Origin of the sequence: [Enterobacter] lignolyticus SCF1, from assembly GCF_000164865.1 — a bacterium.
In the GTDB taxonomy this organism is placed as follows: Bacteria; Pseudomonadota; Gammaproteobacteria; order Enterobacterales; family Enterobacteriaceae; genus Enterobacter_B; species Enterobacter_B lignolyticus.
The window spans coordinates 373,005-390,421 of the sequence record NC_014618.1; the positions used below are offsets into that span (position 1 = coordinate 373,005).

A 17,417-nucleotide genomic window follows, 5' to 3' on the forward strand; every position below is an offset into this window, starting at 1 on the left:
TTTTCGATCAGAACAGCTCGTGGGTCTCGCCGTTATCGATAAGCGTGGTTCCCACCTCATGCACCGCCTGCTGCGTCGGCTGCGTGCCCTCAATAAAGTACTCTTCACGGCTGTTGCCGCCGTTGGCGAGCTGCCCGGTGCTGCGGTCGATATTGACCGTCACCACGCCGGTAGGCGGCGTCAGCGGCTGCTCAGGAACGCCCTGAAGCACACTCTTCATAAAGGCATCCCACGCCGGTTGCGCGCTTTTGGCGCCGCCTTCGTAGCCGGAGATCTGATCCTTAATGGCGCCCGACGCCGTCGTCCGGCCCAGGTCGCGGCGGTGATCGTCAAAGCCAATCCACACCGAGGTGACGACGCCCGGACCGTAGCCGGAGAACCAGGCATCTTTCGAGCTGTTGGTGGTACCGGTTTTCCCGCCGATATCCTTACGCTGCAGGTCGCGGCCTGCACGCCAGCCGGTGCCCTGCCAGCCCGGTTCGCCGAAGATGTTGGTGTTCAGCGCGCTCTTGATCAGAAACGCCAGCGGTGTGCTGATGACGTGCGGCGCATATTCCTGGCCGCCGCTGCGGGCGACTAAGGCCTGGTTGGCCTGCTCAAGGCTGGGCATTGGCACGTTGGCGTTCTGCGGCTCCTGGGAGATAGCCACATCTTCAACATCTTTGTTTTCCAGCACGTTAGATTTCGGCGTATCGCCGTAAATTACCGGGATATCGCAATCGGCGCAGGCAATTTTCGGTTTGGCCTCAAACAGCACGTTGCCCTGGTCATTTTCAATCTTGCTGATGAAGTAGGGGTCTATCAGGAAGCCGCCGTTGGCCATCACCGAATAGCCGCGCGCGACCTGCAGCGGCGTAAAGGAGGCCGAACCCAGTGCCAGCGATTCGGTGTGGACGATGTTGTCGGCCGGGAAGCCGAAGCGCTGCAGATACTCAGCGGCATAGTCAACACCCATCGCGCGCATGGCGCGAACCATCACCACGTTTTTCGACTGCCCCAGGCCCTGGCGCAGACGGATAGGACCGGCATACTCCGGCGGCGAGTTTTTCGGCCGCCAGTCGGAGCCGGCGCCCGCATCCCAACGGGAGATCGGTACGTCGTTGAGTACGCTGGCCAGCGTTAACCCTTTGTCCATGGCGGCGGTGTAGAGGAACGGCTTAATGTTGGAGCCGACCTGGCGCAGCGCCTGGGTGGCGCGGTTGAACTTGCTCTGGTTAAAGTCGAAGCCGCCGACCAGCGCGATAATCGCGCCGTTTTGCGGATTGACGGAGACCAGCGCGGAGTTCACGTCCGGCACCTGGGCCAGCCACCAGCTGTTGTTCACCTGGCGGATCCAGATCTGCTGACCGGTCTGCACCACATCGGTCACCTTGCGCGGCGTGGCGCCCTGCAGGGTGTCCGAACGATACGGACGCGCCCAGCGCATACCGTCCATGCTCAGCGCGGCAGAGGTGCCGTCCGCCATCATCACCGTCGCTTCCTGCGGACCTGTCGCAGTCACCACCGCAGGCTCCAGCGGCCCGTAGGTCGGCAGGCTTTTCAGCGAATCGGTGATTTTCTTGCTGTCCCACGGCGTTTCGCCCACTTTCCACAGCACGTTTGCCGGGCCGCGGTAGCCGTGGCGCATGTCGTAATCCATCACGTTGTTACGTACGGCCTGCTGGGCGGCCAGCTGATCCTTACGGGTGATGGTGGTGTAGATGCGATAGCCGTCTTCGTAAGCTTTATCGCCGTAGCGGTTGACCATCTCCTGGCGCACCATTTCGGTCAGGTACGGCGCAGAGAAGGCGATTTCCGGGGCATGGTAGCTTGCGTCAATGGGTTCGCGACTGGTTTCATCGTACTGCGCCTGCGTGATGTATCCCTCGCTCAGCATACGCGAAAGCACCACGTTCCGACGCGCGGTGGCGCGATCCATGGAGTACAGCGGGTTGAAGGTCGACGGCGCTTTCGGCAGACCGGCAATCACCGCCATCTCGTTGAGCGTCAGCTGGTCGACGGTTTTCCCGAAGTAGACCTGGGCCGCCGCCCCGACGCCGTAAGCGCGATAGCCGAGGTAAATCTTGTTCAGATAGAGCTCAAGGATTTCGTCTTTATTCAGCAACTGCTCGATGCGAATCGCCAAAAACGCTTCCTTGATCTTACGCATCAGCGTCTTTTCAGGGCTGAGGAAGAAGTTACGCGCCAGCTGTTGGGTAATGGTGCTGGCGCCCTGCGACGCATGGCCGGAGAACAGCGCCACGCTGGCCGCACGGAAGATCCCTACCGGGTCGACGCCGTGGTGCTCATAGAAGCGGCTGTCTTCCGTCGCGATAAACGCTTTCACCAGGGTTGGCGGTATCTGGTTCAGCGTCACGGGAATACGACGCTTCTCGCCATACTGGGCGATAAGCTCGCCTTCAGCGCTATAGACCTGCATTGGAATTTGCAGGCGTACATCCCGCAGCGTGGCGACGTCGGGGAGCTGGGGCTCAATATACTTGTAGAGGCCGTAGATCGAGCCTGCTCCCAGCAGAATGCAACAGACTGCAAGGATGAATAAATACTTTACGAACTTCACCGGAGATTTCCCATTTCGTTTCAATTGGGCAGTTTATAAACAAACGCGCGGTAGTATAAAGGCAAGCCAGAAGCATTGATATAGCCGGAATGGTTTGACGGATAAGGAGATCGTAAGAATGGCTTACAGGCGCTGGCATGTCGGACTGCATATCCAACCAGATTGTGTTCTCAGCGTGGCGCTGCAGCGTACGCGGGCCGGATGGGCCCTTCGCCGCTGGTGGCGGCTGCCTCTTGAGGGCGAGCCCGGCGATGCTGTTCGTCTGCGGCAGTGGCGGCAGGAGCTCCCGCTGCAGCATCGCATCATGCTGGCGTTTCCCGCCGCGAAAACGCTGCAAAAAACGCTTCCCAGGCCGCAGCTGGCGCTGCTGGAGAGCGATGAAAGCCGGTGGATAGCCGCTACGCTGGCGCAGCATCTGGACATGCCGCAGGCGGATTTGGTCTTTGATTACACTGCCCGCGATACGACTGAATTTACCGTGACGGCGGCCCGTAAGCGCGATATCGCGCAGCTACAGGAGCCGCTCGCCGCGGCGGGCGTCCGGGTGGACGCTATCACGCCCGATGCCTGCGCTTTGCAAAATTTCCTGCCGTGGCTTGCGGATGACCAGCCGGGCGTGACCTGGCATAACGGCGAACAGTGGCTGTGGGCGACCCATAGCGGCTGGGGATGCAGCCAGGAGGCCGAACCGGGCCTGCTGCAGTGCGCGGCCGATCCTGATGAGCGTCGCTACTTTAATCCCTGGAAGACGGTAAGCCAGCTTTATCCTCCGTTGCCGCAGGCGGCGGATGACTTTGCGATAGCCATCGCCCTGGCGGCAGGGGGGCACTGATATGGCGGCGATGGTGAACCTGCTGCCCTGGCGGGACGCCCTACGGCGGCAGCGCCTGCGCTTCTGGGCGCTCATGTTTATCGGCGGGCTGCTGATGGTTGCCCTGAATCTTGCCGTAAACGTGGCGATGAATATGTCTGACCGCGCCTTGAATACGCTCTGGGTACAGGAGGCGCGCCGTTTACAGCAGGCGCTGACCGTACGTGAGCAGCGGCTGGCCGCAGATGCCGCACAGCGCACCGCGCTGGCGCAAATTCTGGTTCGCCAGCAGGAGACACGACGCTGGTCGCTGTGGCTTGCGGCGATAGGCGACGCGCTACCGGAACAGGCCTGGCTTACCGCGCTTGAGTGGCAGGGAGGCGCGCTGGCGCTGGCGGGCAAGGCGAATCGCTTCCCGGCGCTGGCCGCGCTGGATCGCGCGCTTGCGGAGCTTCCCGGGCTGCGGCGAGGAAAACCGGGCGCAACGCTGCGGGATGCCGACGGCCGCTGGCAGTTTAACGTACAGCTGTTGCCAGGAGACGCGAATGCGACATCTCCCTGAACGCTGGTGCCGCTGTTCGGCGAAAATCCGCTGGGGAACGTGGTGCGCCGTTTTACTCCTTGCGTATGGGGCGGGAGAGGTCGCGGTGAGCCGGGATATTCCGTCTGTAAATGCGCAGCCGGCGCTGCGGGCGCAGTGGCGTAAAACGCTGGCGCTGTCGTCGACCCGCAATGAAAAAGCGCCGGAAAGGACGCTGGCATTTTCCCCCGTCGATTTTCAGATGCCGGGCAGCACGCTGCTGCGCTGGTTGCCTGACGACAGCGGCGGGGAGCTGGCGCTTGGCGTGGAGTGGCCCGTCGTCCCCGACATTTTCACCGCACTCACCCGGCGAGGCATGGCGGTAAAAAGCTTTCGGCTGGCGCCGGAAAACGGTCGGCTGCAGCTGACGCTGCGCCTGGAGTCGCTCGATCGTGGCTAGCGGGCGCGTCGTGCTTCTGGTTTTTCTCCCTTTGCTGCTGGCGATGCGCGACCCTTTCCAGCCCGCGGTAGACACCTGCGCCGTGGCGCAGGTGTCCCAATGGCGCTATCGCGGCGTCGTCAGCAGCGAGCGGTTTGCGATTGGCCTGGTGATGGATAACGCGGGGAAATGGCAGCGGCTAATCCAGGGGCAGGTACTGGAAAACGGCTGGCGGATAATCCGGCTGTCGCCAGAGGAAATTGAGGTGCGGGCCGGAGAGCGCTGCGAGTCCGCCGCGTGGCGCTGGCAAAAAGAGGGAGCGAACAATCATGAAAACCACAGACGTGTTGCTGACGCTGCTGCTGGCGACAGCGCCCGCGAAGGGAAAGGTCAACGCCGTCACGCTGACCGTCGATGAGGTGCCGGTGGCGCAGGTGCTGCAGACCCTGGCGGCGCTGGATGGGCGGAATATCGTTATCGGTCCGGAGGTGGATGGCGTTTTGTCGCTGCAGCTTACCAACATCCCCTGGATGCAGGCGCTGCAAACCGTACTGAGCAGCGCCGGGTTGACGATGACCTCGCAGGGCGCGGTGCTGTTTATCCACAGCCATGCCTGGCAGGAAGCAAAGCAGTCGCGGCTTGAAACGGAGCAGGAGAAGCGTCGGCAGACGCTGCCGCTGCGCGGGCAGAGCATCGCGCTGCGCTATGCCGATGCCGGAGAGCTGGCGAAGGCCGGGGAAAAGCTGCTCAGCCCCCGCGGCGCGATGACGGTGGATAAGCGGACAAACCGTCTGCTGGTGCGCGACGACGAGCGCCATCTTAGCGATATTCAGACCTGGGCGGAGGAGATGGACAAGCCCGTCGGGCAGGTGGAGCTGGCGGCGCATATTGTGACGATGAATGAGAAGAGCCTGCGGGAGCTTGGGGTGAAGTGGACCCTGGCGGATGCCGACAGCCCTCCCGGGCGGGGGAAATTCACCACGCTGTCGAGCGATTTATCCGTAACGGATGCCACCAGCCGGGCAGGGTTTAATATCGGACGTATCAACGGGCGCCTGCTGGAGTTTGAGCTTTCGGCGCTGGAGCAACAGCAGCAGCTTGAGATTATCGCCAGCCCGCGCCTGCTTGCCTCGCATCTGCAGCCCGCCAGCATCAAACAGGGGAGCGAAATTCCCTATCAGGTATCCAGCGGCGATAGCGGCGCGACGTCGGTTGAATTTAAAGAGGCGGTGCTGGGGATGGAGGTCACGCCCACCGTTCTGGACGACAGGCGCGTGCGCCTCAAGCTGCGCATCAGCGAGAACATGCCGGGGCAGGTGCTGCAGCAGGCTGACGGCGAAGTGCTGGCCATCGACAAACAGGAAATTGAAACGCAGGTTGAGGTTAAAAGCGGAGAAACGCTGGCGTTGGGCGGGATTTTCTCGCAAAAAAACAAATCAGCGCGCGACGGCATCCCGCTGTTGGGAGACATCCCCTGGCTTGGGCAACTTTTCCGCCACGACGGGAAAGACCATGAGCGGCGCGAGCTTGTCGTCTTTATCACGCCGCGTATCATTTCTGTACAGTAGGGGATTCGTACCCGGAGTTTTTCTCGCTGAACACGTTTCAGGTGTTTGACGTGAGGCCGGATTTAGCATACAAGGAGTACCGATTTGAGAGTCTGTCTCCCGCAAAATCCGGCGATGTATGCTCACAATAATTCGAGTTGCCAAACCTGTCGGAGTATTGAGATAATTTTTGATCTGACTCTCGCACTATCGCATATGAGGTTTCAGTTCATGTCCTGCGGCGCTGGGTATCTGCGTCGCGGGTTTATTATTAACGAATAGTCTTAGTAGTACCGAAAAAATGGCAGAGAAACGCAATATCTTTCTGGTTGGGCCTATGGGTGCCGGCAAAAGCACTATTGGGCGCCAGTTAGCCCAACAGCTCAACATGGAATTCTACGATTCTGATCAAGAGATTGAGAAACGCACTGGTGCTGACGTAGGCTGGGTCTTCGACGTTGAAGGCGAAGAAGGTTTCCGCGATCGTGAAGAAAAAATCATCAATGAGCTGACGGAAAAACAGGGTATTGTGCTGGCAACTGGCGGCGGCTCTGTGAAATCCCGCGAAACGCGCAATCGTCTCTCCGCCCGCGGCGTTGTGGTGTACCTGGAAACCACTATTGAGAAACAGCTGGCGCGCACGCAGCGCGACAAGAAGCGCCCGCTGCTGCAGGTTGCGACTCCGCCGCGTGAAGTTCTGGAAGCGCTGGCTGACGAACGCAATCCGCTGTATGAAGAAATCGCTGATGTCACCATCCGGACTGACGATCAGAGCGCGAAAGTCGTCGCGAACCAGATTATTCATATGCTGGAAAGCAACTGATTCTGGTTGACTAGCTTAACATCAGTGAATTTAAGCAACTAAGGTGGATGTCGCGTTATGGAGAGGCTCACAGTAACTCTCGGGGAACGCAGTTACCCGATTACCATCGCGGCTGGTTTGTTTAACGACCCAGCTTCCTTCATGCCACTCAAGTCGGGCGACCAGGTCATGCTGGTCACCAACGAAACGCTGGCGCCGCTGTATCTGGACACGGTTCGCGCCGTGCTGGAGCAATCGGGTGTTAAGGTCGACAGCGTCATCCTCCCTGACGGCGAGCAGTACAAAACGCTGGCGGTGATGGACACGGTATTCACCGCATTGCTTAAAAAACCCCACGGCCGCGATACAACGCTGGTCGCGTTGGGCGGCGGCGTGGTGGGCGATTTAACCGGATTTGCGGCGGCGAGCTATCAGCGAGGCGTGCGTTTTATTCAGGTTCCGACCACGCTACTGTCTCAGGTTGATTCTTCCGTTGGCGGTAAAACGGCGGTCAACCATCCCCTCGGTAAAAACATGATTGGCGCCTTCTGGCAGCCCGTTTCGGTTGTGGTCGATCTCAACTGTCTGAAAACGCTGCCCGCGCGTGAACTCTCTTCCGGCCTCGCTGAGGTGATTAAGTACGGCATCATTCTGGACGGCGAGTTCTTCCAGTGGCTGGAAAACAACATCGATGCGCTAATGGCGCTGGATGAAAAAGCGATGGCGTACTGTATTCGCCGTTGTTGTGAGCTGAAAGCCGAAGTTGTTGCTGCAGATGAGCGCGAAACCGGCTTACGTGCTTTACTGAATCTTGGGCATACGTTTGGTCATGCCATTGAAGCGGAAATGGGCTACGGAAACTGGCTCCACGGTGAGGCTGTTGCCGCCGGTATGGTGATGGCGGCGCGCGCATCGGAGCGTCTTGGCCAGTTTAGCGCGCAGGATACGCAGCGCATTATTACGCTGCTCAAGCGTGCGAAGCTGCCGGTGACGGGTCCGCGGGAAATGTCAGCGCAGGCGTATCTGCCGCATATGATGCGTGATAAAAAGGTGCTGGCTGGCGAGCTGCGTTTAGTGCTGCCGCTGGCGATAGGTAAAAGTGAAGTGCGTGGCGGTGTCGCGCACGATGTCGTACTTGGCGCGATTGCTGATTGCCAGCAGGCGTAACGAATAAGAAAGGTCAGGCCGCGCCATGCGGCTTTATAACTTCAGGTGATGTGCAATTGTCGTTGGCATAAGCCTTTTAGTGGGGTGTTAAATGGATGAATTCAAACCAGAAGACGAGCTGAAACCCGATCCCAGCGATCGTCGTGCTGGTCGTTCCCGTCAATCTTCCGATCGCGATAGCGAACCGCAGATCAACTTTGACGAGCTGGATCTCGATGCGGATGAGCCTCGCCCGTCACGCACCCGCAAAGTTCGCGAAACACGCGCGCGCGACGATGAAGAAGAATATCACGCATCGGATGACGACGAAGGGTCTGAAGAGGCCGTAGAGCGTCGTCCGCGTAAACGTAAAAAATCACCGCCCCGCAAACCTGCCTCTCGTCAGTACATCATGATGGGGCTGGGCATTCTGGTTCTGCTGCTGCTGATTGTGGGTATTGGTTCTGCGCTGAAAGCGCCGTCCGCGCCTTCCAGCGAGCAGGCTTCCACAGCGGAAAAGAACATCGATCTGTCCGCGAATAGCGCAGCGAGCGCCGATCAGGCCAACGGCGCGCAGCCTGCGCCTGGCGCGGCGGCTCCGGCAGGCCAGCAGACCGCTGGCGCGCCTTCGCAGGATGTCTCTTTACCGCCAATCTCTTCTACCCCAACGCAGGGGCAAAACGCCGCAGCGCCTGAAGGCCAGCAGCGTGTCGAGGTTCAGGGCGACCTGAACAATGCCTTAACGCAGCAGCAGGGTCAGGTTGACAGCGCGGTGAACTCCACGCTGCCAACGGAACCGGCAACCGTCGCGCCGGTTCGCGGCGGCAGCGCGCCGCGTCAGGTAACGACGACCAGCGAGCCGCGCACCGAAGCCGCTCGTCCGGAACGTAAACATGCCGTTATCGAGCCGAAGCCGCAGACCAAGCCTCAGGCAACGGCGAAAACGATGACCGAACCGAAGCCGGTTGCACAGCCGAAACGTACGGAAACGACCGTTGCGGCAACGCCAGCGCCCGTGAAGCAGACGGCACCGGTTACGGCGCCAGCGCCGACGAAACCGGCGGCTACGACCTCTGCTCCTGCGGCAACCGCGGCGCCAGCCGCAACGGCGGCAACGGCAGCGACGGCAGCGCCAACGGCGGCAGGCGGGAAAGAGGCCGGCGATGTCGGTTCGCTGAAGTCCGCGCCGTCAGGCCACTATACGCTGCAGTTGAGCTCCTCTTCTAACTACGACAATCTCAACAATTGGGCGAAGAAAGAGAATCTGAAGAGCTATGTGGTTTATCAGACGACCCGCAACGGTCAGCCGTGGTATGTGCTGGTGAGCGGCATGTATCCGACTAAAGAAGATGCGAAACGCGCGGTAGCGACTTTGCCAGCCGATGTGCAGGCGAAAAACCCGTGGGCGAAACCGCTGCATCAGGTACAGTCCGATCTGAAGTAATGTTAAGCGCAGGATGCTGTCGGAGCTTTTTCTCCACAGCCGGAGAAAGTGGTAAGCAGTCAGACAGCATGAAAAAGAAACGCGCTTTTCTGAAGTGGGCAGGGGGGAAATTCCCCCTGCTGAACGATATCGAAAAACATTTGCCGAAGGGCGAATGTCTTGTCGAGCCCTTTGTCGGGGCCGGATCGGTGTTCCTGAACACCGATTTTTCACGTTATATCCTTGCCGATATCAACAGCGATCTCATCGATCTCTATAACATCGTTAAAACGCGTACCGATGAATACATCGCGGCGGCGCAGGCGATGTTCTCCCCGACAACTAACGATGCGGACGTCTATTACCAGCTCCGCGACGAATTTAATCAAAGCCAGGACGCGTTTCGCCGCGCGGTGCTGTTTTTGTACCTGAACCGCCACGGTTACAATGGCCTGTGCCGGTACAACCTCAAGGGTGAGTTTAACGTGCCGTTTGGCCGTTATAAGAAGCCCTATTTCCCGGAAAATGAGCTGCGCCACTTCGCGCACAAAGCGCAGAACGCGGAGTTTTACTGCGAGTCGTACGCCCAGAGCATGGCGCGAGCCGACGCCAGTTCCGTGGTGTACTGCGATCCGCCCTATGCGCCGCTATCGGCGACGGCCAACTTTACCGCCTACCACACCAACAGCTTCAGCCAGGAGCAGCAGGCTCACCTGGCTGAAATAGCGGAAGAACTGGTCAGCAAGCGGATCCCGGTGTTAATTTCAAACCATGACACGGCGCTGACCCGTGAATGGTATCAACAGGCCAACAAACTGCACGTCGTGAAGGTACGACGCAGCATCAGCAGTAATGGCGGCACGCGTAAGAAGGTGGATGAACTGCTGGCGCTGTATCGCCCGGCCACCAAAAGCAAAAAATAGTTTTCAAGGAGATGCGGATGAAACAGTTTTTGATTGCCCCTTCAATTCTGTCGGCCGACTTTGCCCGTCTGGGTGAAGATACTGCGAAAGCGCTGGCAGCGGGTGCGGATGTGGTGCATTTCGATGTGATGGATAACCACTACGTGCCCAACCTGACCATCGGCCCGATGGTGCTGAAATCTCTGCGTAAATACGGCATCACTGCCCCGATTGACGTTCACCTGATGGTGAAACCGGTCGATCGCATCATTCCTGATTTCGCCGCGGCGGGCGCCAGCATTATTACCTTCCACCCGGAAGCCTCTGAGCACGTCGACCGTTCGCTGCAGCTGATTAAAGAACACGGCTGTAAAGCGGGCCTGGTCTTTAACCCGGCGACGCCGCTGAGCTATCTGGACTACGTGATGGATAAGCTGGACGTGATTCTGCTGATGTCGGTGAACCCGGGCTTCGGCGGGCAATCTTTCATTCCGCAGACGCTGGATAAGCTGCGTGAAGTGCGCCGTCGTATTGACGAATCCGGCTATGATATTCGCCTCGAAGTGGACGGCGGTGTTAAAGTGAGCAACATTGCAGAAATCGCAGCGGCAGGCGCAGACATGTTTGTCGCAGGCTCCGCTATCTTCGATCAGCCCGACTACAGGAAAGTGGTTGATGAAATGCGCCGTGAACTGGCAAAGGTAAGTCATGAGTAAATTACAGGCAATTCGGGGTGTTGCGTTCGACCTCGACGGTACGCTGGTTGATAGCGCGCCGGGTCTGACCGCGGCTGTGGACAGCGCGCTTTACGCGCTGGAGCTGCCGACGGCGGGCGAAGAGCGCGTCGTGACCTGGATTGGCAACGGCGCCGATGTGCTGATGGAACGCGCCCTGACCTGGGCGCGTCAGGAGCGTGCCGTTCAGCGTGCCGCGCAGGGTAAACCGTCCGTCGAGGGCGACGATATTTCAAAGCCTGAACAGCAGCGTATTTTGCGTAAGCTGTTTGACCGCTACTATGCCGAGTTTGCCGAAGAGGGCAGCTTCCTGTTCCCGGACGTCGCCGATACGCTGGGCGCGCTGCATGCCAAAGGCCTGCCGCTGGCGTTAGTAACCAACAAGCCGACGCCGTTCGTTGCGCCGCTGCTGGAAGCGCTGGATATCGCCAAATATTTCACCGTGGTGGTGGGCGGCGATGACGTGAAGAACAAAAAGCCGCACCCGGAGCCGCTGCTGCTGGTGGCCGGAAAATTATCCCTGAAACCGGAAGAGCTGCTCTTTGTCGGGGATTCGCGCAATGATATTCTCGCCGCTGCGGCGGCCGGCTGCTGCTCCGTCGGCCTGACCTACGGCTATAACTACGGCGAGGCGATTGCGCTCAGCAATCCGGACTTCCTCTTTGACCATTTTAACGATTTATTGCCCGCTCTCGGGCTCCCGCACAGTGAACATCAGGAATTAAAAAATGACTAAGCCCATCGTTTTTAGCGGCGCACAGCCTTCAGGTGAACTGACCATCGGTAACTATATGGGTGCGCTGCGTCAGTGGGTAAACATGCAGGACGACTACCACTGCATTTATTGCATTGTTGACCAGCATGCGATCACCGTGCGTCAGGACCCACAGGCGCTGCGTAAAGCGACGCTGGATACGCTGGCGCTGTACCTCGCCTGCGGCATCGACCCGGAAAAAAGCACTATCTTCGTCCAGTCTCACGTGCCGGAGCACGCGCAGCTGAGCTGGGCGCTGAACTGCTACACCTATTTCGGCGAACTGAGCCGTATGACCCAGTTTAAGGACAAGTCCGCGCGCTATGCCGAAAACATCAACGCCGGCCTGTTCGACTACCCGGTGCTGATGGCGGCGGACATTCTGCTGTATCAGACCAATCAGGTGCCGGTCGGCGAAGATCAGAAGCAGCATCTGGAGCTGAGCCGCGATATCGCGCAGCGTTTTAACGCTATCTACGGCGATATCTTCAAGGTGCCGGAGCCGTTTATTCCGAAATCCGGCGCGCGCGTGATGTCCCTGCTGGAGCCGACGAAGAAGATGTCCAAGTCTGACGATAACCGCAACAACGTTATCGGCCTGCTGGAAGATCCGAAGTCGGTCGTGAAGAAAATTAAACGCGCGGTGACGGATTCCGACGAGCCGCCGGTGGTTCGCTACGACGTGCAGAACAAAGCGGGCGTTTCCAACCTGCTGGATATCCTGGCCGGCGTCACTGGCAAGAGCATTCCGGAACTGGAGCAGCATTTCGAAGGCAAAATGTACGGCCATCTGAAGGGCGACGTTGCCGATGCGGTATCCGGTATGCTGAGCGAGCTGCAGGAGCGCTATAACCGCTATCGCAACGATGAAGCCTTCCTGCAGAACGTCATGAAAGAGGGCGCCGCCAAAGCGCGTGCCCGCGCTTCTGAAACGCTGAAGGCGGTGTATGAAGCGATCGGTTTTGTGGCACATCCGTAATTACGACGAGCCGTTGCTAACCGTACCGGGGTCCACTCAGACCCCGGTTTTTTTATCCCTGCACCTGCCTGAAAGAGAATAATTCCGTATTGTGTGACCCCATTCACCCTTTGCGCTATTGGGGCTTGTGCCTTATTTTCATTTTGTTGAAGATATAAATATTCAAAATACTGAAGATAAAAGATGCATCGGACGTTTATAAAAAAAGAAGGAATGACGTTAACCACGCTGGCTCGCTATTTGCTGGGTCAGGAGCGCGGTAACCGATTAAAAACCATAGAAGAACTGGCAGCTGAATGCGGCACGTCCGTTGGGCTGACGCAGGCTGCCCTGAAAACGCTGGAGGCGGGCGGAGCAATTCGCATTGAGCGCCGCGGTCGCAACGGTAGCTTTCTGGTGGATATGGACAACAAGGCGCTGCTGGCGCATCTGGATATCAGTAGCGTGGTTTGCGCGATGCCGTTGCCCTATACGCGTCTGTACGAAGGGCTGGCGAGTGGGTTAAAGGCGCAGTTTGAGGATATCCCGTTCTATTACGCCCATATGCGCGGTGCCGATATTCGCGTTGAATGTCTGCTTAACGGCGTATATGACATGGCGGTGGTATCGCGGCTGGCGGCAGAAAGCTATCTGACGCATAACGGCCTGCATATCGCGCTGGCGCTGGGGCCGCATACCTACGTCGGCGAGCATAAGCTGATTTGCCGCAAGGGAGAGGCGGATACCGTCAAACGTGTCGGACTCGATAACCGCTCTGCGGACCAGAAGATTATGACCGAAGTTTACTTCGCGGGTCGCCCCGTTGAGCGCGTTGATCTCTCGTACCATGAGAGTTTGCCGCGCATCGTGAAGGGGGATATCGATGCCGTTATCTGGAACGTCGCCGCCGAGGCTGAGCTGACAATGTTAGGACTTGAAGCCATTGCGTTAAGGGAGGAACCGCAGTTTTTGCAGGCAACGGAGGCGGTTATCTTAACGCGTGCCGATGATTATCCCATGCAGCAGCTGATCAGGGCCGTGGTGGATGAAAATGCGCTGCTGGCGCACCAGCAACGCGTGGTGAACGGCGAGCAGGAACCCAGTTATTAATATGAAGGCGAATGAGATGGAAAACAGGCTCAATCTGCTGTGTGAAGCAGGCGTCATCGACCGCGATATCTGTAGCGGCATGCTGAAGGTGGTTCAACGGCTGGATAAAGAGTGGCAGCTTCCGGTCTATAGCGAGCAGGGGGCGATGGCGGTTACCCACATGGCCAGCGCGTTGATGCGCAGCCGCCGCGGGGAGGTTATCGAACCTCTTGATGGCGATCTCCTGCAGGAGATAAGGCTATCCAGCATCTGGTCTCAGGTACACCAGGCACATTGCGCCCTGCTACAGGAGTTTGCGGTCACCGTACATGAAAATGAAGAAGGATATCTGCTGGCAAACCTGTACGGGTTGTGGATGGCGGATTAACTCGCTGACGTTGACGTTTTTAGGTTAAATATTCAAAAAAATGAATATTTGTCTGGTAAATGGATATGGGGCAATACGATGTTTGTTGAAGCATTAAAGCGCCAGAACCCTGCACTCATCAGCGCCGCGCATCGGCTATGGCAGCAGGGCAAAATCGCACCGGATAGCTGGGTCATCGACGTCGATCAGGTACTGGAAAATGGTCGATTGCTGGTTGATGTCGCACGACGACACGGCATTACGCTGTACCTGATGACCAAGCAGCTGGGGCGGAACCCCTGGCTTGCGCAGAGGCTTCTGGAGCTTGGCTATCAGGGCATTGTCGCAGTGGATTACAAGGAAAGCCGGGTAATGCGTCGCGCCGGTCTGAAAGTGGCTCATCAGGGACATCTGGTGCAAATCCCGTCGGCGCAGGTCGAGGCGGCCGTTCGGGAGGGGACGGAGGTGATTACGTTGTTCTCGCTGGAAAAAGCCCATGAAGTTTCCCGTGCGGCGGTACGGGCGGGAGTGACGCAGTCCGTGATGCTGAAGGTCTACGGCGAGCAGGATTTCCTCTACCCGGGACAAGAGAGCGGATTTGCGTTGTCTGACCTGGCCGCCGCCGTAGAGGCGCTGCAGGTAATGCCTGGAATTCAGCTGGTCGGTCTGACGCATTTCCCCTGTCTGCTTTGGGACGATGCGCTAGGGGAAATTATGCCGACGCCCAATTTGCACTCGCTGGTGAGCGCGCGCGATACGCTGCTGGCGCAGGGGGTAGCGTTAGCACAGTTAAATGCGCCATCGGCGACCAGCTGCACATCGTTACCTTTGCTTGCTGGTTACGGCGTGACCCACTCTGAACCCGGACATGCGCTGACGGGGACGATTCCGGCCAACCAGAGAGGCGATCAGCCCGAGCATATCGCCATGCTTTGGCTGAGTGAGATCTCGCATCACTTTCGCGGTCGCAGCTACTGCTACGGCGGCGGCTATTATCGCCGCGGGCATGCCAGAAACGCGCTGGTGTTTACGCCGGGAAGCGACAGCGCCTGCGATGCGCGCCTGGGAACAATCGACGACAGCAGTATCGATTACTACCTGCCGCTTGAGGGCAACTATCCGGTGGGGAGCGCTGTCCTTTTTTGTTTTCGCACGCAGATATTTGTGACCCGCAGCGATGTGGTGCTGGTTTGTGGGGTACAGCAGGGGGAGCCCTGTATCGCGGCGCGTTATGACAGTCTCGGCAATAGTCTGGAGGCGTAATGGCGCGATTCGTGGTGGTGGTGATAGACAGCTTTGGCGTTGGCGCAATGGCGGACGTACCGCAGGTTCGCCCCCAGGATATCGGCGCAAATACCTGCGGACATATTCTGGAGGCCTTTCCCGCGCTGAGTCTACCGACGCTGGAGAAACTGGGGCTGATAAATGCGCTCGGCTATACGCCTGGCATGATGCAACCATCTCCTGACGCCGTCTGGGGTGTCGCCGAGCTACAGCATGAGGGGGGCGATACGTTCATGGGGCATCAGGAGATTCTCGGTACCCGACCGCGTACGCCGCTGCGTATGCCCTTTAGCGCGGTCATCGATAAGGTTGAGTCGGCGCTCCGTATAGCGGGTTGGCACACGGAACGGCAAGGTGAGGGGTTGTCGTGGCTGCTGGTGGATGGCGCCGTGGCGGTGGGGGATAACCTCGAGGCCGATCTGGGGCAGGTCTACAACATTACCGGCAATCTCAGTGAGAAAAGCTTTGACGAGGTGAAAGCCATCGGCCGCGTGGTGCGTGAGCAGGTCGAGGTTGGTCGCGTTATCGCTTTTGGCGGGAAGCTTGCCAGCACGCGGCAAATTTTCGCTGCCGTTGAGGAAAAAGAGCAGCGTTATGTTGGTATCAATGCGCCGCGTTCGGGGGTGTACCAGCACGGCTTTCAGGTAGTGCATATGGGGTATGGCGTAGACGAGACGGTGCAGGTTCCGGCCCGTCTTCATGACGGTGGCGTTACGACCGTGCTGGTTGGCAAAGTGGCAGATATCGTCAGTAACCCGCATGGCGAAAGCTGGCAGAACATAGTGGATAGTCAGCGCATTATGGACATCACCCGCCAGGCCTTTACGGCCAGGGAAACGGTTTTTATCTGTACCAATATTCAGGAAACCGACCTCGCCGGGCATGCGCAGGATACCGCACGCTATGCCGACAGGCTACGGCTGGTCGACCGTGAACTGGCTCTGCTCATTGATGAGATGACGCCCGACGATTGTCTGATAGTGATGGCTGACCACGGTAATGATCCTACTATCGGGCACAGCAAACACACCCGCGAAAACGTTCCTCTGCTTATCTGGCGGCCGGGACAGGCCCCGGCCAGGCTTGGCTTGCGCGCCACGTTGTCTGATGTCGGCGCTACCGTCTGCGCGTTTTTTGGCGCCGAGGCGCCCGAGAACGGTCGCTCTTTTCTTCCGCTCATCATGTCCGCGAGGAATTCGAAAGATGATTGATCCCTCTGGCTACACCTATGCTCACGAGCACCTGCATATTGATTTATCGGGCTTTAAGGGCGACATCGATTGCCGCCTGGATCAGTACGCGTTCATTTGCGACGAAATGCACACTCTGGTACAGCGTGGAGTGCGCAATATCGTTGAAATGACCAACCGCTATATGGGGCGTAATCCACAGTTTTTACTGGATTTAATGCATGATACCGGCATCAACGTGATTGCCTGCACCGGATATTATCAGCACGCATTCTTTCCTGAGCATGTTGCAGAGCGCTCTGTCCGGCAGTTGGCGCAGGAGATGATCGATGAGATAGAAATCGGCATCGACGACACCGGGCTGAAAGCGGGCGTTATTGCTGAAATCGGCTCCAGCAAAGGTGTAATCACCGGGCTTGAGGAGAAGGTGTTTTATGCCGCTGCCGTAGCGCACAACGAAACCGGACGTCCCGTCTCAACCCATACCTCTTTCAGCACGATGGGACTTGAACAGATTGCGCTGCTGAAAAAATACAGCGTAGATCTCTCACAGGTCGTGATCGGTCATTGTGACCTGAAAGACAACCTCGACAACATTCTGCGCATGATTGATTCCGGCGCTTATGTGCAGTTCGACACTATCGGTAAAAACAACTACTACCCCGACGAAAAACGCATCCAGATGCTGAGTGCCTTGCGCGAGCGCGGGCTGTTGGGGCACGTAATGCTGTCGATGGACGTGACGCGCCGTTCTCACCTGAAGGCCAATGGCGGTAATGGTTACGACTATCTGCTGACAACCTTTGTACCGCAGCTTCATCAGGCCGGGTTTAGCCAGGCTGACGTGGATCTGATGCTGCGCGATAACCCTGCTCGTTTTTTCCGGTAAGG

General features: G+C 58.3%; 18 protein-coding genes. 17 read left to right on the forward strand and 1 reads right to left on the reverse strand.

Annotated features, from left to right (window positions below; translation table 11 throughout):
- Positions 1–7: 7 nt before the first annotated feature.
- A complete protein-coding gene (gene mrcA / locus ENTCL_RS01695; protein WP_013364394.1) occupies positions 8–2,560 on the reverse strand; it encodes a peptidoglycan glycosyltransferase/peptidoglycan DD-transpeptidase MrcA in 2,553 nt (850 codons plus the stop codon).
- 118 nt (positions 2,561–2,678) lie between these two features.
- Here mrcA and ENTCL_RS01700 point away from each other — a divergent pair, with 118 nt between their 5' ends.
- From ENTCL_RS01700 to ENTCL_RS01780, 17 genes are all read left to right on the forward strand, one after another.
- Entirely contained in the window at positions 2,679–3,392 is a 714-nt protein-coding gene (locus tag ENTCL_RS01700; protein ID WP_013364395.1) for a type IV pilus biogenesis protein PilM, read from the forward strand.
- A gap of 1 nt (position 3,393) precedes the next feature.
- Complete coding sequence (locus ENTCL_RS22370; protein WP_013364396.1) at positions 3,394–3,933, forward strand: PilN domain-containing protein; 540 nt, start codon at positions 3,394–3,396, stop codon at positions 3,931–3,933.
- Entirely contained in the window at positions 3,917–4,351 is a 435-nt protein-coding gene (locus ENTCL_RS01710; protein WP_013364397.1) for a HofO family protein, read from the forward strand. The genes ENTCL_RS22370 and ENTCL_RS01710 overlap by 17 nt, the downstream gene beginning before the upstream one ends.
- Positions 4,344–4,748 carry a HofP DNA utilization family protein gene (locus ENTCL_RS01715; RefSeq protein WP_013364398.1) on the forward strand — a complete coding sequence of 135 codons (405 nt, stop codon included), beginning with the start codon at positions 4,344–4,346 and terminating at the stop codon, positions 4,746–4,748. Before ENTCL_RS01710 ends, ENTCL_RS01715 begins: the two co-directional genes overlap by 8 nt.
- A complete protein-coding gene (gene hofQ, locus ENTCL_RS01720; RefSeq protein ID WP_013364399.1) occupies positions 4,660–5,898 on the forward strand; it encodes a DNA uptake porin HofQ in 1,239 nt (412 codons plus the stop codon). Before ENTCL_RS01715 ends, hofQ begins: the two co-directional genes overlap by 89 nt.
- 280 nt (positions 5,899–6,178) lie before the next feature.
- Entirely contained in the window at positions 6,179–6,700 is a 522-nt protein-coding gene (gene aroK / locus ENTCL_RS01725; RefSeq protein ID WP_013364400.1) for a shikimate kinase AroK, read from the forward strand.
- Positions 6,701–6,757: 57 nt separating this feature from the next.
- A complete protein-coding gene (gene aroB, locus ENTCL_RS01730) occupies positions 6,758–7,846 on the forward strand; it encodes a 3-dehydroquinate synthase (protein ID WP_013364401.1) in 1,089 nt (362 codons plus the stop codon).
- Between the two features lie 91 nt (positions 7,847–7,937).
- A complete protein-coding gene (damX, locus tag ENTCL_RS01735; RefSeq protein WP_013364402.1) occupies positions 7,938–9,269 on the forward strand; it encodes a cell division protein DamX in 1,332 nt (443 codons plus the stop codon).
- Positions 9,270–9,337: 68 nt separating this feature from the next.
- On the forward strand, positions 9,338–10,171 hold the full coding sequence (gene dam / locus ENTCL_RS01740) for an adenine-specific DNA-methyltransferase (RefSeq protein WP_013364403.1): 834 nt from the start codon (positions 9,338–9,340) through the stop codon (positions 10,169–10,171).
- Between the two features lie 17 nt (positions 10,172–10,188).
- On the forward strand, positions 10,189–10,866 hold the full coding sequence (gene rpe, locus ENTCL_RS01745) for a ribulose-phosphate 3-epimerase (protein ID WP_013364404.1): 678 nt from the start codon (positions 10,189–10,191) through the stop codon (positions 10,864–10,866).
- Positions 10,859–11,620 carry a phosphoglycolate phosphatase gene (gene gph / locus ENTCL_RS01750; protein WP_013364405.1) on the forward strand — a complete coding sequence of 254 codons (762 nt, stop codon included), beginning with the start codon at positions 10,859–10,861 and terminating at the stop codon, positions 11,618–11,620. The genes rpe and gph overlap by 8 nt, the downstream gene beginning before the upstream one ends.
- Positions 11,613–12,617 (forward strand): tryptophan--tRNA ligase, encoded by a 1,005-nt coding sequence (gene trpS / locus ENTCL_RS01755; RefSeq protein WP_013364406.1) that lies wholly within the window; start codon positions 11,613–11,615, stop codon positions 12,615–12,617. Before gph ends, trpS begins: the two co-directional genes overlap by 8 nt.
- A 183-nt stretch (positions 12,618–12,800) precedes the next feature.
- Entirely contained in the window at positions 12,801–13,706 is a 906-nt protein-coding gene (yhfZ, locus tag ENTCL_RS01760) for a GntR family transcriptional regulator YhfZ (RefSeq protein WP_013364407.1), read from the forward strand.
- A gap of 16 nt (positions 13,707–13,722) precedes the next feature.
- Positions 13,723–14,073, forward strand: a complete 351-nt coding sequence (locus tag ENTCL_RS01765; RefSeq protein WP_013364408.1) for a hypothetical protein — start codon at positions 13,723–13,725, stop codon at positions 14,071–14,073.
- Positions 14,074–14,151: 78 nt separating this feature from the next.
- The gene (locus tag ENTCL_RS01770; RefSeq protein WP_013364409.1) at positions 14,152–15,315 is read left to right on the forward strand and encodes a YhfX family PLP-dependent enzyme; all 1,164 of its coding nucleotides are present in this window, start codon (positions 14,152–14,154) and stop codon (positions 15,313–15,315) included.
- On the forward strand, positions 15,315–16,547 hold the full coding sequence (locus ENTCL_RS01775) for a phosphopentomutase (protein WP_013364410.1): 1,233 nt from the start codon (positions 15,315–15,317) through the stop codon (positions 16,545–16,547). The genes ENTCL_RS01770 and ENTCL_RS01775 overlap by 1 nt, the downstream gene beginning before the upstream one ends.
- Positions 16,540–17,415: a phosphotriesterase-related protein gene (locus tag ENTCL_RS01780; protein ID WP_013364411.1), complete on the forward strand. Its 876-nt coding sequence runs from the start codon at positions 16,540–16,542 to the stop codon at positions 17,413–17,415. Before ENTCL_RS01775 ends, ENTCL_RS01780 begins: the two co-directional genes overlap by 8 nt.
- The last annotated feature ends 2 nt before the right edge of the window (positions 17,416–17,417 follow it).

What these genes read in the sequence shown, in the direction of transcription:
- ENTCL_RS01780 (WP_013364411.1), top strand. Translation starts at nt 16,540, where the DNA reads ATGATTGATCCCTCTGGCTACACCTATGCTCACGAGCACCTGCATATT.
- yhfZ (WP_013364407.1), top strand. Translation starts at nt 12,801, where the DNA reads ATGCATCGGACGTTTATAAAAAAAGAAGGAATGACGTTAACCACGCTG.
- dam (WP_013364403.1), top strand. Translation starts at nt 9,338, where the DNA reads ATGAAAAAGAAACGCGCTTTTCTGAAGTGGGCAGGGGGGAAATTCCCC.
- ENTCL_RS01775 (WP_013364410.1), top strand. Translation starts at nt 15,315, where the DNA reads ATGGCGCGATTCGTGGTGGTGGTGATAGACAGCTTTGGCGTTGGCGCA.
- ENTCL_RS01700 (WP_013364395.1), top strand. Translation starts at nt 2,679, where the DNA reads ATGGCTTACAGGCGCTGGCATGTCGGACTGCATATCCAACCAGATTGT.
- ENTCL_RS01765 (WP_013364408.1), top strand. Translation starts at nt 13,723, where the DNA reads ATGGAAAACAGGCTCAATCTGCTGTGTGAAGCAGGCGTCATCGACCGC.
- rpe (WP_013364404.1), top strand. Translation starts at nt 10,189, where the DNA reads ATGAAACAGTTTTTGATTGCCCCTTCAATTCTGTCGGCCGACTTTGCC.
- gph (WP_013364405.1), top strand. Translation starts at nt 10,859, where the DNA reads ATGAGTAAATTACAGGCAATTCGGGGTGTTGCGTTCGACCTCGACGGT.
- aroB (WP_013364401.1), top strand. Translation starts at nt 6,758, where the DNA reads ATGGAGAGGCTCACAGTAACTCTCGGGGAACGCAGTTACCCGATTACC.
- trpS (WP_013364406.1), top strand. Translation starts at nt 11,613, where the DNA reads ATGACTAAGCCCATCGTTTTTAGCGGCGCACAGCCTTCAGGTGAACTG.
- aroK (WP_013364400.1), top strand. Translation starts at nt 6,179, where the DNA reads ATGGCAGAGAAACGCAATATCTTTCTGGTTGGGCCTATGGGTGCCGGC.
- hofQ (WP_013364399.1), top strand. Translation starts at nt 4,660, where the DNA reads ATGAAAACCACAGACGTGTTGCTGACGCTGCTGCTGGCGACAGCGCCC.
- ENTCL_RS01710 (WP_013364397.1), top strand. Translation starts at nt 3,917, where the DNA reads ATGCGACATCTCCCTGAACGCTGGTGCCGCTGTTCGGCGAAAATCCGC.
- ENTCL_RS01770 (WP_013364409.1), top strand. Translation starts at nt 14,152, where the DNA reads ATGTTTGTTGAAGCATTAAAGCGCCAGAACCCTGCACTCATCAGCGCC.
- damX (WP_013364402.1), top strand. Translation starts at nt 7,938, where the DNA reads ATGGATGAATTCAAACCAGAAGACGAGCTGAAACCCGATCCCAGCGAT.
- ENTCL_RS22370 (WP_013364396.1), top strand. Translation starts at nt 3,394, where the DNA reads ATGGCGGCGATGGTGAACCTGCTGCCCTGGCGGGACGCCCTACGGCGG.